We start from the raw sequence: 14,893 nt of genomic DNA on the forward strand, positions 1-14,893 counted from the left end.
CCCTACCGCCAATTGACTGACGAAGTTCCAAACATCTGGTCCATTTGCGCATAGATGGTATCGACCATGGCCTCAGCATTTGATACTTCCAGCAGCTCTTTAACGCTTTCACGTTTACTGTCCTTTGCTAGCCCCCGAATGACAAAACGCTTAAAATACCCCCAACAACAACTTCTTTATTGAAATCACCCCAATTTTCTTTTTTAAATAAAAACCTTACTTTCGGTGAAGAAAGTAAGGTCATATTATCCCTACTAGCAATCTTTATGTAATCAACATACAGTTCCAACAAAGAAAGAAATGTCAACGAAATAACTCAAAGCACCGAGTAGATCACTAAATGTTCTTACCACATGAAAAACAGACCCTACCGGCACTACAAAATAAATCCTTCTAGTACTAATTTATTGCAACATCATCACTATATTTATCCCCTCCAGACAGTCCGGACATCACAGCTACTGCTCCTGTCCAAAGAGTATTTCTACAGAAAAGACAATCAATATCATTAAAATGATGCCCTTTTCTCTCCAGAGTATCCAGAACCCATTTCAGGTTTACTGCTGCCATAAACTGTCTATTTCTAATGGTTAGAATACTGGGCGGCTGAAAGGACTGGATACTATTCGCCTTGGCAACCATTCCGATGTTATTAGCATTTTGAATTCTACGTCTTCGACTATCACTATTATTGTGCGACATAATTGCATTAACCGAAGTATAAGTTTCATTATTAGTATTGTGCCTATTTGTAGCGCTACTAGTATATTTTGTAAGAATGTAGTTAAAGCAAGGATCATTAATCCCTAGATCTTCAACTGAATTGGCTCCTCGAGAATAAAACCTGGCGAGACCTGGGTCATTTACACTAAATTTATCGCGCGAGTAAAAATGTAGGTTAACGTTATACTCTATTTTGAAACTGGTGTTGGTTCTGCGAAGCCCGTGAGCGGTTATAATTAACCTGTTTGTTGCCATCCCACGAGGAGTCCATAACCAGGCGCGTCCGTCAAGGTCTACACACTGGTAATATCCAGCTGCCGCCACCTCAGAATCATCAAAAGTGTGCCAAAGTGCGATTGCCTTATTACCAAAATAATCTTTCAAAGCACCTCTTACATTACGAAAAAACTCCTTTGCCGACATAAACCCTCCCCAGCCTTTAAAGCCAAAGTTTACAAATAAAATTATATCGAGGAAAATCGTATCCCACTAAACCAGGGAAGTAAATGAATGTAAATATGCTATTTTCAAATCAAAAAAAACTTTCAATAGCCACATGAAATATAACCTAGAATCTATCAAATAAACGGATGTTTACTCTTCAGGAATAGCAAGCAATGAATCAACAATTAATATAAGCAGTTTTACAGGATCCGTTTTAGAGGGATTAACTGTACAGTGTCCTTGCTGATCAACATCTGTCCCACTGACAAGGATATCCCCTCCAAAATGAACATCTCCTGGCATATAGGTTGCCACAACACCATCTCGAGTTGTCGTACGCCAGCGACCAGATAAAGTAATAACCCACTGAGGGTTCGGAGTAGAGTGAAAATCACTTTCCCACCCCGGAGGCAAAATTGCAAACTCACTACGACTAACTTTTGGTACATCACGGCAATGATATTCAGGTACTGGATTGGAATATTGCATTAAATCAAAGCCTGTCAAATACTCTACCGTGGTCCTTGACCCTCCACTTCTATCACACCAAAGATGATAGAACTCCTGGAAAATCGACTCACCTTTTTCCATTATAGATCCCTTGTTTAATCATCAATGTCCAAAAGCTCTCTCATTGACCAAGTCATGATTAACTACAAATCACTCATTTCCACAGAAAACTCGCGTCACCTACTGAGAAATTGTAATATCAAAGAGTTCGTCTTCCTCAAGTATTGATCTACAGACCACTTTCTGCCCCCCGTCAGTACAAAAGAAAAGCAAATAAACGCCCAAAAAAGTGGATATTCCCAACCACCATAAACTGTTTGTATTTTGCCATTAATATCTATACCACTGACATGGCTTACCCATGAAAAACCCGCAAGGTTATGCCTCCCCTCAAATAAGGCAATTATCAAATAGAATGCTGTTCCAGCAGCGGCAAATCTTGTGAATAAACCAAAGGTAAATCCAACAAATGCGGAAAATTCAAAAATGCCAGAAATAATTACCATTGAAGGTGAGTATCCAATACCTTCAAAATAATGCACAACATTATTGTAAGCGTCTGCGCCCAGCAGGCCAAACTTCTCAGCGAAGTGATGAATAAAAGTGAATCCGATATAAATCCGAATCAAGGCTAGCTGCAAATCAACTGCAGTCTCATAATTTTCACAAGCATCCTGTTTCATATAAACCATCCCTAGCCCGGCCAATGCATGCCCATTTCTTGAGAGAGATCTTGTAAGATTTCAGAACCACTTATATAATAGGACAACCTCATCGTCATGCGTTATAAGATCTACCTCACACCTCAAGCACTCTTAATGAAAGCCAGACTCAGCCAAGTGACAATAGAGGAACGTCAAAATTCACCCCGAAACCAACTTTAGGAAAAGCCCAGAAAGTCTACCAATGCACATACTTTACAAAACCAACGCCACCAACTTTTCTCAGGCAACGCGCCTCTAAAAACCACCCAAAAATATTCACCTAAAAAACCTAATGTTCAAACACACTAGATTTTATCGTAATCAGAGCCGTCCCCATAAATATCAGAGCAACACCACAGATAGCGTAGACATCAAATTTTTACTGCCAAATAAAAACAGAGGCTGCACAAATAAGCGCAATACCCACACCAGACCAAATAGCATAAGTCATCCCAACATTCATATTTTTTAGCACAAAAGCTAGAAATAGACTCGCCAGAGAATAAAAAAATATAGACCCCATTCCCAACCACCATTTTTCCCAGCCGTTGGAAGCCTTAAGCAGCAAGGTAGCTGTAACTTCAGTGATAATCGCAAAAAATAAAAACAAGTAAGACAAAATAAACCCCAAAAAATTATTATAAGCTGGCTTTTTCTAGCCTAAACAATCCAAATTAACTAATAGCAACCCAACTATCAATAACAACTAATTACAGAAGAATTAGGCTCACCATAGGCCCACACAACCTAGCCATAAGCAGCATGGCCTGTAGAACTCAACAAAACAAATGCGATTACACAGGGTTTTTCACCCCTGTTGACCCAGTTGTGAACCGTGCCACGCTGAACAAGCGTGTCTCCAGCGCATAGCTTTACCGATAGCCCCTTCCTCATTTCCATCTCAATTTCACCGGAAAGTACAACTGCATAATCAATACTATCGGTCCGATGTAACCGAGGGGTAACTCCAGGACCAAATTCCACCACCTTAAAGACAGAACCACCGGGAATCGTGGTTCCGACCACATCGCGCGCCCCTTTGTCCTCACCATCGTCTACTAGCGCTACAGGTAGATCCTCTGTTGTCCACAACTGCTGTTGAGACATCTGGGGTCGCCATTGGCTTGTGTATAAGCCTCGATCATCCATTAATACCACAGGCTCACCTTGCGAATTATGCCCGGTTACCACTCTGCGAATATTTAATGTCATAGCGCTGTCCTTAACTATTATGGCGGTGCCTGAGGGCAATATAGCACCAACAAAGTAGCCCCTCCTTTATGCACTTTTAGTCCCAGTATTGCCAGCCCACCGCACATGCTCCTCAAAGCTGAAAAATCTATGCTCGGGCCAGATATCGTTCTTGAATTTGGTATCCCCCACATCGTGAAGTCACTATAATCCCGCCCATGTCAGTATTACCTATTCAAAGCACCCTTCCCGAATTGCTCCAAACATTAGATGAGCACAGTAATGTTGTTCTTCAGGCGCCACCAGGGGCAGGCAAAACAACTGCTGTACCACTCGCTCTTTTAGACGCGCCATGGTTAAACGAAAGGAAAATTATTATGTTAGAACCGCGCCGCCTGGCAGCGCGGACAGCAGCAGCTCGTATGGCAGCTCAGCTAGGAGAAGAGGTTGGCGAGACTATTGGCTTCCAGGTTCGAGGGGAGCGCCGAGCAACCGGTAAAACCAAGATATTGGTTGTCACCGAAGGAATCCTTACTCGGCTTTTGCAAGCAGATCCGGAGCTTCAAGCAACAGCCCTGGTAATTTTCGATGAATTTCACGAGCGCAGCCTGCAGGCAGATCTCTCCCTCGCCTTATGCTTACAATCCCAGGAGTATCTTCGCGAGGACCTGAAGATTCTGGTGATGTCAGCCACACTGGATACCAGCGGTGTCTCTTCGATACTAAATAACGCGCCTATCATTTCCAGTGAGGGGCGCAGCTACCCCGTCAATATTGAGTATTTGAATCCAAAAGAAGAGCTTGAAGACAAGCGTCAGCTCCCCGCGCTGATGACCAGAAAAATTATCGAGTCCTTAGATAAAGAAGAAGGCAGTATTCTCGCCTTTTTGCCTGGTGTCGCGGAAATCAAGCAGGTTGAAGACCTGCTGAAGGAACGCCTGACGGAAAAGACCCCGAAGGGGCCCATCACTATCTCTCCACTCTTCGGGGACCTGAGTCGCGAGCAACAGGACCAGGCAATAGCGCCAACTGCTCCGGGTACACGAAAGATTGTGCTGGCCACTAACGTGGCCGAAACCAGTCTGACTATTGAAGGTATTCGAATAGTTATCGACTCAGGGCTGATGCGCGAATCGCGCTTTAATCCCAACTGCGGCATGAACCGCCTGGTGACCAGTACGATTTCACAAGCTTCAGCTACTCAGCGTACAGGGCGGGCTGGGCGCCTCAATGCGGGATACTGCCTACGACTTTGGAGCGAGGGTCGGCAGCGGTCACTAAGCGCCAAAAATACACCGGAGATAACCCGCAGTGATCTCGCCCTCCTAGCACTTGAATTAGCCAAGTGGGGAGTTACTGATGTCAGCGAGCTCAGCTGGCTCGACACGCCGCCCCCTGGCCCCATGGCTCAGGCTCAGCAGCTCTTGCAGCAACTCGGTGCTCTGGATGACAAACTGCGCATCACTCCGCACGGCAGCACCATGCTGGCCTTTGGCGCCCATCCCCGCCTCGCACATATGTTAGTTGGCAGTGTGGGCTGGGGCCTGCAGGAGCAGGCCTGTCTACTGGCAGCACTGCTATCAGAACGGGATATTTTCCGTGGCGAGGCCCGATGGGATCGGGATATCAATAAGCGAATTCAGGCTCTTCAATCCCAAGGCTCTGATTACCGGGTAGATCGCGGCACGGTGCATAGAGTACGCCAGCAATCCAAAAGCTGGGGCTCTCAATTAAAGAAGATTGTGCCAAGCGCAAACTGCGTTTCACCACCCATCGACCATTCAGATGAAATTGGCGCCTTGCTTGGACTGGCCTATCCAGACCGGATCGCAAAAACTCGCAAGGACTCTGCCCGTCGATTTCTACTCTCCAGTGGCAGAGGTGCACACTTTTCCCATGATGACGCCCTTTCCTTGAACGAATACCTGGTCATTGCTGATCTAGATGGCCAGGGCCGCGACGCACGCATCCAACTGGCAGCTGAAATCTCCTTGCCCGCTTTACGGTCGTGCTTCGCCACACAAATCAAAGAAGAGATTTCAGTTCGCTGGGACGAGACTAGCGGCCGGGCTATCGCCCTCCAGCAAACGCAATTGGGGGCACTGGTTTTACACCAACGGCCGGCTGCAGATATCCCACAGGAAACCCTCAGCCGCGCATTACTGGAAGCCATACGTAAGAAAGGCCTGTCTTCCCTCCCCTGGAATACAGAAACTAACCAATTGCGCTTTCGAATTGAATTTCTGCGCCAAAGTAAAGAGTGTGAGGATTTACTAGGCGACACTTTAGTACCAAATTGGAGTGATGACGCTCTTTTGGAGACCATGGAGAATTGGCTGCTTCCTCATTTGCAGGGGCTCAGCAGGCTTGAGCAGGTGGGGCAGCTGGACTTGCATAACATCTTGCGAGGACAGCTTGAGTGGGGACTACAACAAAAACTTGATGACTTGGTCCCCACCCACTACCTGGTCCCTAGCGGCTCCCGGATTAGTATCGACTATGGAGAAACCCCACCTATTCTGGCAGTGCGCCTGCAGGAACTGTTTGGATTGGCACAAACTCCAACAATTTTAAAGAATCGCTATCCACTGATGATTCATTTGCTCTCTCCGGCACGTCGCCCCGTTCAAATTACCCGTGACTTGGTGAATTTCTGGGCCAATACTTACCAAGAGGTAAAAAAGGAGTTGCGTATTAAATACCAGAAACATTACTGGCCCGATGATCCTCTGACGGCTAAAGCTACTACAAAGACGAAGAAGAGAATGGATATGGGGAAATAACCCTCTTCAATTTCCTGCCGCAGTGGCAGAAAAACAGTTTTTCTGAGCGGCGGTTAAGTTATCATTCAGCATTAATTAGATAGCTTACCCCGCAGCATAAGATAGGAGCTTGTGCCAGTGATTTTGGCCTACAGCAATATCTTAAGGTCAGAAAAACTATCATTTGTAGCAATGGAGATGTATTTTGCGCCGGATACTTTTGTCATTTTTTAGTCCGCTAATGATACTAAGCTGTAGTCTTGATGACCTTCCCGATGACATAAATCAAAAATCTACTGATTACGACAAGGAAATGCGTTATCTGGTAGAAGATATAAGCACCTACGCCAAGGATATCAATCGCCACTTTCTCATTGTTCCCCAAAATGGGGTTGAGTTAATTACGACGACGACAACTACCACGGGGCCTGTGGATGAAACCTACCTGAATGCCACAGACGGCATTGCTCAGGAAGCCCTGTTTTTTGGGGCAAATGGCATTGTCGATGAACCAACCAGCACGTCTGAAACCCGGCGCTTGCAAACTTATCTTGATTTGGCAAAAGATGAAGGAGATCGAATCCTAATAACGGATTTTGCCAGCATTATCCGGAATGTTGACGATTCATATCAGGATAATGAAGATGCAGGGTATATTTCTTTTGCTGCAGACAGTGAAGCCCTGGATAATATCCCTCCATACCCCGATGAGCCATTCAATGTAAATTCACGTGACATTGATAGCCTCGGAGAAGCCAGCAACTTTATAAACATTATCAATCCACGCCTTTACTCAACACCTGAAGAGTTTGTCGACGCATTAAGTGAAACCAATTACGACATCCTGATTATCGATTTCTTCTTTAACGGCGAAACTTACACCCAGGAACAAATTGAGCAGCTCAAAGAAAAAGAAAATGGTGGACGGCGCTTGGTGCTGGCCTATATCAATATCGGCGAAGCACAAGATTATCGCTACTATTGGAAGTCCTATTGGTACAACACCCCACCCGAATGGTTACTGGGAGAAGTACCAGGTGAACCCGGTAATTACTACGTGAAGTATTGGCAACAGGGCTGGCAAAAAATTATTTTCGGCAATGATGACTCTTACATTTATATGATCGTTGATGCTGGATTCGATGGGGCCTATATGGATGGAATCGATGCATTTGAATACTTCGATTCAAGCGATTACTAACCGCCCAAAAGAGACCGGCCCCCAAAACAACCGATTAAGGCTAGCCCTATTCGTACAATGACCGTTCACCCGAACAAATAGACGAATAAGAACAACCAAACACAGGCATTACATAGTAAAGTAGCCAAATGGAACTCCTGTATTAAAATTTACCCCCCCTTATTGAAACCCCTATCGCCCTGATTTCAACAAATCACTTATATAATGCTCACTGCACCTTGCAGAATACAAAGAGAAAACAACTTATAAGTAGACGCTTACAGAGCATATTACTTACAAGCTTTTTGTTAGCAAGAAATGCGGAGACCTATGTTAACTGCAATGAAATTGTCACCAACTTTCAAGCAACCTCAGAAAGGGTTTTACAGACCACTTCCGAAGACATTGAGGGGTGATAAAGGGAAAAAGTCTGCTTTGTAGAAAGAGAAGAGATGATGTTGTTTGCAGCACGATTCCAACGAGGAAAAGCACGACAACGCCTCATATGGTTGATATTCATTAGTTCAACTGAAAATTACATGATACTTGGCTGCTAACTGAATAAGATTCTAGCCAACCCCCAAGAAAATTTATATCATCTCAACCCTGCATACAAATTGATTCAAAAAAATCCTATGTATAAAAATATTCTTAACTCGATAGTACTTACAGTTATTTTTTCATCTACCGCGTTTGCAGGAGAGATAGATGTAATACCATCAGACTGGAAGCTTGAAAATTACACCGATAACGGAGCAATTAAAGTCTTCAATGTTGCAGATGACACCAATAACATCTGTACATCCTTCCATTTGGATTCAGCTACCACTGAAAGTAAAAATCGATTCTGGTCAACAGTCTTAGCTGCTAAAGCAGCTAACTCAAAGATGTTTGTTCGCTATGTAGAGTCAGATTCTGCAAGCTGCGAAATATCAAGCTTTGGACAAAAGTCCACCAGCTGATTTTAAGCATTAATAAACTGACGAAAAACACACAATTACCCATAAATTGAGTAGTTGTGTGCTTTTCTATTGCTTGCTAGAAATCAAGCCTGCTGAGTATCCTTATACTGAGTCACATACTGGGAAAGCCGCCCGGACATTTCCTCTGCCAATTTTTGCAGGGCGTTGAGCGGGCGTATCATCACCTCAAATTCAATAATCTTGCCTTCATCATTAAAGCGGATAATATCCAACCCCTTCAAGCTCTTATCACCGATGGAGGCTGCGAATTCAAGAGCCAGATCGTGTCCCGATTCGGTAGTAAATTCACGGTCGTATTCAAAGCTCTCAAAAACCTGCATCACCGTATTGAGAATCAGGCACACAGCAGCGGAGCTGTGGTAGGGCTTAAAAAATGCCGGTGAACGGAAAACAGCATCTTCTGCAACGATCGCGGGCAAGCGACTCAGATCTCGTGCAGCGACCATCTCATGCCATAGGGCAATAGATTCCGCTATTTTTTTATTGGAATTGTTCATTGGAGACTTCCTCTTCACTCACTTGTTTTTGTAAAAATTCTCTCCCATCAGCACACCCCAACTCGTAAGTTTTTTGGGCCAGCTCTGGACTTGTGTAGTCCCAAACACTGATAAATGGCGGTTTCGAGGGCTGGACATAAGTCCAATCCTGATCGCCTTTACGCTGTGTAAATATGTCTGGGAACTGGTCGTAACGACGGGTCAACAACACCAGCACCCTTCCCTTTCCATCATCCAATCCTGCCACCGGGATATTATCTACCACCCCACCATCGAGTGCTGTTCGCCCCCGCAACTTAAGTCTTGGCGTGAATGGCGGCGTACAGGAGGAGCACAAAATCAGGTCCACCAACTCCTCAATACTGGAACAATCCCGGGCTCGATAAAATTGCTGCTTAAAACCTAAGCGCTGGGCGATCTTGGGGTGAAGGCTGCGTAAAAAATGCTTATCGGCATAGTAGGCCATGGCCCCCACTCCAAAAGCCAAACCTCCAGATAGACCTTTTGGTGGGTGAACAACCGCAATTCGCAACTCTGCGCCCTGCTGAAGGGTCTCCAGTCCATCCCAAAACAGCTCTAACATCGCATTGCGGTAGATTCCATATTGGGGGAACACAGGTTCTTTACCAAAAAGGTTTCCCCAATAAGCATTTTTTTCATTAGTCTCGAACGCGGTCCAGAAATGCTCTCGAGCCTCCTCCGTCTTACCCATCAGCACCAGGCTCGACATTAGGCCCCCTGCCGAAACAGCAGTAACCACCTTCGGAGAAAGACTAATTTCTTTGGCTATGGACTCCCAAAAGCCAATCTGCCAGGTACACCGCCCACCACCACCGGCAAAAACAACTTGGTCAAACATGATCTCGCTTCCCTGCAGCAGCCTTCCGGCTGGAACTTCCTGAGTCCATTCTGTGTTTTACATCCTCTCAAGTGCAGTTTCAGGCCGCTCTCTGCGTTACCGCCGACACTTATGACCAATTAGTTTCAGCCTTCATGATGACATATTGATGACGACAACAATATGCAACTAATTGCATAAGCTAATCGAATCACAAGTATTGTGCAACTGATCGTCTTGACCCTGAACTCACTGAATACTCAAATTTCCACCAGGCGTTCCTTACCGGACACAAGCGCATCGAGAAAGGAATAACCGTCTGCAACCCCAATTTTCAAGGTGTGCCTCATCGCACTAGGGTCAGCAAAATTCCACATCCCGATGGGCAACGGACTGGAAGGCTGCACATAAGTCCACACCTGATCCCCCCTTTGCACGCTGAAACTGTTCGGTAGGTGTGGAAAGCTCCCTGTATCCAAAATCAGAACCCGCCCTTTGCTAGCATCCAAGCCGGCGACCGGAGCATTACCTACCAGAGCTCCATCCAGTACCTCGGCACCACCAAGCGACAGCCTTGGGGATATAGGAGGGGCACAGCAGGAACTCAAAATAAGCTGCTCAAGATCTGTCCCATCTTTGCATTTACTCACGGGGTGAAACATTTGGCGAAACCCCAGATGTAACGCTGTATTTGGATGCAAGTCGTGAAAGATATGTTTGTTAGAGTAGAAAATTGCCAGCCCCAGCGTCAGTGCGAGCGGCACAGGCAACCATTCCGGGGGATAAGTCACTGCAATCCTGAGGTCGGCAGATTGACGCAGAGACTCAAGACTATCGTGAAAAAATTCATGCACTCCTTTGCGGTAGATCTCAAAGTGCGGGAAAATTGGTTCTTTGCGAAATGAATTATTCCAGTAGAAATTCCTTTCATTTTTTTTGCAAGCTGAGTGAAAGTAATTGACACCCTCACGGCAACGATCCGTAAGCATGAGTGCCGCCACCATACTGCCTCCGGATGCAGCGCAAACAACTTTCGGCCGGATCGGTAATTCACGGCTTAGCGATAGCAAAAAACCAAGCTGCCAAGTGCAACGGCTTCCGCCGCCACCAAATACCATTTGATTAAACATGACGACACCCTCTAAGTGAGGCTATCGGAATAAATACGGGAACTTTTGAATTTAACTTAGACCAGGGAACTTTGCCTCTATCGCCACTAGGCGTTAAAGCGAGATCGCAACCAATGACTCTCTCCCAACTGTTACACATCACAATCAGCAAGCTTGCTAACCACCTTGATACAAATAGATATCAAAAAGACTTCACTTTTCAAACCAAGTTGGTATTGAGACAGAAGGCGCTTTTATCTCAACACTCAGTGCAAACCTAATCCTAATCCTAAGATCGTAATCTTCCGGTCAGTAATTCAAGATCTCCCCAGTCACGTCAGGGAGGACTCTCAATTAACCGCCCTTCGCCACTAATTGCCGCTAAAAATGCACGCCCATCTGCAACTCCCATACGGAAAGTATCCTTCACCTCTTCCGGACTGGCAAAATCCCACACATTAAGTGGAACATGCCCAGAGGGCTGAACATATGTCCATTCCTGGTTAAATTTTTGTACCGTAAAACGGTCCGGCAGCTGCGGGAAACGTCGGGTTAGCAAAATGAGCACCCGTCCTTCAGCAGTATCCAGCCCACCAATAGGCACACTATCTACAACCCCTCCATCCAAAACCTCTGCACCGCCCTGTTTCAGGCGCGGTGTCAGAGGTGGCGTACAGGATGAAGTAATAACCAGCTTCTCTAACTGGGAAGGATCCGAACAGTGGCGAACCTTATAAAAAGATTGGCGGAAGCCCAATTTCAGTGCAGTAGTGGGGTGAAGGTTCGGGAAAATATAAGTATCAGAGTAATCAATAGCTGCCCCAATCATTAACGCGATCGGACCAGGCAGCCATTTCGGCGAAGTACTGACTCCAATACGTAAGTCTGCGGCTTCCCTAAGTTGATCAAAGCCCCCAGAAAATAAGTCGCTTAATGCTTGACGATAAATTGTATAGTGCGGAAATACTGGGTCCTTACGAAACATATTGCCCCAATGGACATTTTTCCCATTGGCTTTAAATGCTGAAACGAAGTAATCCACTCCGTCAAGCGATCTCCCCATCAAAACTAAGCTTGCAACTAGGGCACCGGCAGATACCGCACTGACTACCCTCGGTTCTAGATCAATCTCCTTTGCAACCGACTCCCAAAAGCCGATCTGCCAGGTACAGCGCACGCCGCCACCGGCAAACACCACTTGGTCAAACATAGATTGTTCTTCCCTGGAGTTGGCGCACAAGCAATCACGAGCATGACCAATCACTAGATCGCTGCACCGGCACTTTACATTGCCCCAGCGCCTCAAAAGCACCGAGGAATATTTCAAATATATACAGTGTGGGAGTAGTTCGTAGGGAGGCTTACGCGGGATCTAACCTGAGAGGTTCACAGCAATAAAAAAGGCGAACACAAGGTTCGCCTTTTTCTTTTGAGCCACTTGGCCGACTCAGAATGGTCTCAGGAACTCAGTAGTAGGCCTGGGACTTGTCGGTGTGGTCAGTAATATCTTTCACGCCAGCTAATTCGGGGATTTTCTCTTTGAGAGTCTTTTCCACGCCTTCCTTCAAAGTCATATCAACCATGCCACAGCCCTGGCAGCCGCCACCAAACTTCAACACAGCAAACATATCCTCGGTCACTTCTACCAGGCTTACCTGGCCACCGTGAGCTGCCAGGCCCGGATTAACCTCGTTGTACAAAACATAGTTAATACGGTCCTGGATAGGGCTGTCATCGGTAATTTTCGGCATACGGGAGTTGGGCGCGCGAATCGTCAGCTGCCCGCCCATCTTGTCCGAAGAGTAATCGACCCGAGCATCATCCAGATAGGGAACGCTGCGTCCTTCGAAGTAAGCTTTGAGACCGTTCATTTCCAACATCACATCACCTTCTTCCTCCTCTCCCGGGCGGCAGTAGGCGATACAGGTCTCGGCGTTAGGCGTGCCGGGACTGGAAACAAACATGCGAATGGCAATTCCCTCACAGTCCTGTTTGGCCAACAGCTCTTTCAGGTATTCCTGAGCGGGTTCAGTAATAGTGACATTCAAATCAGACATATAGGCTCTCAAATAACCAAGCTTCTTTGTCGGGTATTCTACTCTCAGAAAGACTCAAGGGAAACCGGTCAGTTGGAACCCTTTCGACCGACCGGCCTCCCCCTCCCTCCTAGGTCGGGATAAATCCCATAAGAGTCTGGGCGGTTTCCTCTGAAGAGGCTGGATTTTGACCAGTTACCAGTTTGCCGTCTACCACTACGTAGGGTGCCCAATCACTACTTTTGGAGTAGTTTCCACCATTTCCCTTGAGCATATCCTCAACCAGGAAAGGCACGACATCCACCAGTTCAACTGCAGCCTCTTCCGAGTTGGCAAATCCGGTCACGCCTTTTCCCGACACCAGGTAAGCGCCATCCTGGCGGCGGGTATGACGGAAAATGCCCGGAGCATGGCACACAGCACCGATCGGCTTGTCTGCGGCAAAAAAGTTCTCAATCAATGTAATTGAGACCGGGTCTTCCGCAAGGTCCCACAAGGGACCATGGCCCCCGGGATAAAAGACTGCATCAAAATCAGACTCATTCATATCAGCCAATTTATGGGTATTGGCCAGAACCTGCTGAGCATCGGCGTCAGCCTGAAAGCGATGAGTCGCCTCCGTCTGAAAATCTGGTTCATCGCTCTTGGGATCAAGAGGCGGCTGCCCGCCTTTTGGAGAGGCCAGGGTCACTTCAGCACCGGCGTCCTTGAAGGTGTAGTATGGTGCAGCAAACTCCTCCAGCCAAAACCCCGTTTTCTTACCGGTATTCCCCAGTTCATCGTGGGAAGTCAGAACCATCAGTATTTTCATATTTCTGTCCTTATAAACTTTGTCAGCTTTGCTTCAATCATCATTTCCTATGCGCACAACTAACTTGCCGAAGTTCTTTCCTTCCAGAAGCCCGATAAAGGCATTGGGTGTTTCTTCCAACCCTTCGACCATATCCTCAAGATATTTAATACTGCCTTCCGCAACCCACTGGCTTAATGTACGTACCGCTTCATGAAAACGTTCGTAGTAATCGAAAATAATAAAGCCTTGGATTTTTAAGCGTTTGGTCAGTACATCCCGCATTAACAAACTGGTGCGATCCGGGCCTTGCGGCAATGAGGTTGCGTTGTACTGAGAGATAAGCCCACATACAGGAATCCGCGCAAAATCATTTAATAGCGGTTGCACCGCATCAAAGACCTTGCCACCAACGCTTTCAAAATAGATATCGATACCGGCAGGGCAAGCCGCAGCCAATTGCTCGGTAAAATCTTCAGCTCGGTGATCCAGGCACAGGTCGAAGCCTAACTCCTCTACCGCATAGCGGCACTTTTCCTTACCTCCAGCAACACCGATTACCCGGCACCCTTGCAACTTGCCGATTTGTCCTACCGTTGCACCCACAGGACCGGTAGCAGCTGCAACCACCAGAGTCTCCCCTTCTTTTGGCTCCCCAATTTCCAGCAAGCCAAAGTAGGCGGTGATTCCCGGCATACCCAGCACTCCCAGGGAGAAGGAGGGGTAATCCGGATTTTTACCCAAGTTAATCAACCCGGTACCATCAGAAATGGCGTAATCCTGCCAGCCGCTATAGCCGAGTATCCAATCCCCCTCCTCGAAGCCATCCAACCGGGACTCGACCACACGGCTCACCGTCCCTCCAACCATGGTCTCTCCCAGTGAAACAGGCTCTGCGTAGGACTTCGCATCACTCATTCGCCCCCTCATATAGGGATCGAGCGATAGGAATACTGTGCGCAACAGCACCTCGCTGACCTCCGGCTTGACCACAGGGGCATGCTCCAGGCGGAAGTTATCTGTCGTAGGGGCACCTTCGGGGCGGGATGCCAATACCAGGCGGCGGTTTATATCGCTCGATTGCATTCTCTATTCTCCATAACTTCGTAAAATGGAAGTCAAAGTC

Annotated in this window: 15 protein-coding genes; 3 read left to right on the forward strand and 12 right to left on the reverse strand. The window is 46.7% G+C overall.

Annotation, left to right across the window (positions count from 1 at the left end; all coding sequences use genetic code 11):
• Positions 1 to 399: 399 nt before the first annotated feature.
• From ACJJIE_RS07245 to ACJJIE_RS07265, 5 genes are all read right to left on the reverse strand, one after another.
• Positions 400 to 1,146, reverse strand: a complete 747-nt coding sequence (locus ACJJIE_RS07245) for a putative adhesin (RefSeq protein WP_444894110.1) — start codon at positions 1,144 to 1,146, stop codon at positions 400 to 402.
• A 171-nt stretch (positions 1,147 to 1,317) separates the two neighbouring features.
• The gene (locus ACJJIE_RS07250) at positions 1,318 to 1,758 is read right to left on the reverse strand and encodes a cupin domain-containing protein (RefSeq protein ID WP_282933132.1); all 441 of its coding nucleotides are present in this window, start codon (positions 1,756 to 1,758) and stop codon (positions 1,318 to 1,320) included.
• 95 nt (positions 1,759 to 1,853) lie between these two features.
• The gene (locus tag ACJJIE_RS07255; RefSeq protein WP_444894111.1) at positions 1,854 to 2,360 is read right to left on the reverse strand and encodes a DoxX family protein; all 507 of its coding nucleotides are present in this window, start codon (positions 2,358 to 2,360) and stop codon (positions 1,854 to 1,856) included.
• Positions 2,361 to 2,760: 400 nt separating this feature from the next.
• On the reverse strand, positions 2,761 to 3,000 hold the full coding sequence (locus ACJJIE_RS07260) for a DMT family transporter (RefSeq protein ID WP_444894112.1): 240 nt from the start codon (positions 2,998 to 3,000) through the stop codon (positions 2,761 to 2,763).
• Positions 3,001 to 3,128: 128 nt separating this feature from the next.
• Entirely contained in the window at positions 3,129 to 3,593 is a 465-nt protein-coding gene (locus tag ACJJIE_RS07265; protein WP_444894113.1) for a cupin domain-containing protein, read from the reverse strand.
• Positions 3,594 to 3,790: 197 nt separating this feature from the next.
• Here ACJJIE_RS07265 and hrpB point away from each other — a divergent pair, with 197 nt between their 5' ends.
• The 3 genes from hrpB to ACJJIE_RS07280 all read left to right on the forward strand — a co-directional run bounded on the left by hrpB (position 3,791) and on the right by ACJJIE_RS07280 (position 8,476).
• On the forward strand, positions 3,791 to 6,355 hold the full coding sequence (hrpB, locus tag ACJJIE_RS07270; RefSeq protein ID WP_444894114.1) for an ATP-dependent helicase HrpB: 2,565 nt from the start codon (positions 3,791 to 3,793) through the stop codon (positions 6,353 to 6,355).
• 184 nt (positions 6,356 to 6,539) lie between these two features.
• Positions 6,540 to 7,535 (forward strand): endo alpha-1,4 polygalactosaminidase, encoded by a 996-nt coding sequence (locus ACJJIE_RS07275; protein ID WP_444894115.1) that lies wholly within the window; start codon positions 6,540 to 6,542, stop codon positions 7,533 to 7,535.
• Between the two features lie 596 nt (positions 7,536 to 8,131).
• Complete coding sequence (locus ACJJIE_RS07280) at positions 8,132 to 8,476, forward strand: hypothetical protein (protein WP_282933138.1); 345 nt, start codon at positions 8,132 to 8,134, stop codon at positions 8,474 to 8,476.
• An 83-nt stretch (positions 8,477 to 8,559) separates the two neighbouring features.
• Here the strand turns inward: ACJJIE_RS07280 and ACJJIE_RS07285 are convergent, their stop codons facing one another.
• From ACJJIE_RS07285 to curA, 7 genes are all read right to left on the reverse strand, one after another.
• Complete coding sequence (locus tag ACJJIE_RS07285) at positions 8,560 to 8,994, reverse strand: nuclear transport factor 2 family protein (protein WP_282933139.1); 435 nt, start codon at positions 8,992 to 8,994, stop codon at positions 8,560 to 8,562.
• The gene (locus ACJJIE_RS07290) at positions 8,978 to 9,853 is read right to left on the reverse strand and encodes a patatin-like phospholipase family protein (protein WP_444894116.1); all 876 of its coding nucleotides are present in this window, start codon (positions 9,851 to 9,853) and stop codon (positions 8,978 to 8,980) included. Before ACJJIE_RS07290 ends, ACJJIE_RS07285 begins: the two co-directional genes overlap by 17 nt.
• 239 nt (positions 9,854 to 10,092) lie before the next feature.
• Positions 10,093 to 10,962, reverse strand: coding sequence for a patatin-like phospholipase family protein (locus ACJJIE_RS07295; RefSeq protein ID WP_282933141.1), 870 nt, complete (start codon positions 10,960 to 10,962; stop codon positions 10,093 to 10,095).
• Between the two features lie 316 nt (positions 10,963 to 11,278).
• Positions 11,279 to 12,151: a patatin-like phospholipase family protein gene (locus ACJJIE_RS07300; protein ID WP_282933142.1), complete on the reverse strand. Its 873-nt coding sequence runs from the start codon at positions 12,149 to 12,151 to the stop codon at positions 11,279 to 11,281.
• A gap of 256 nt (positions 12,152 to 12,407) precedes the next feature.
• The gene (gene nfuA, locus ACJJIE_RS07305) at positions 12,408 to 12,998 is read right to left on the reverse strand and encodes a Fe-S biogenesis protein NfuA (RefSeq protein ID WP_282933143.1); all 591 of its coding nucleotides are present in this window, start codon (positions 12,996 to 12,998) and stop codon (positions 12,408 to 12,410) included.
• 109 nt (positions 12,999 to 13,107) lie between these two features.
• The gene (locus ACJJIE_RS07310; RefSeq protein WP_444894117.1) at positions 13,108 to 13,788 is read right to left on the reverse strand and encodes a type 1 glutamine amidotransferase domain-containing protein; all 681 of its coding nucleotides are present in this window, start codon (positions 13,786 to 13,788) and stop codon (positions 13,108 to 13,110) included.
• Positions 13,789 to 13,821: 33 nt separating this feature from the next.
• Positions 13,822 to 14,853 carry an NADPH-dependent curcumin/dihydrocurcumin reductase gene (curA, locus tag ACJJIE_RS07315; RefSeq protein ID WP_444894118.1) on the reverse strand — a complete coding sequence of 344 codons (1,032 nt, stop codon included), beginning with the start codon at positions 14,851 to 14,853 and terminating at the stop codon, positions 13,822 to 13,824.
• Positions 14,854 to 14,893: the final 40 nt, after the last annotated feature.

The sequence above is a fragment of the Microbulbifer maximicatervae (SeqCode) genome, assembly GCF_052467325.1.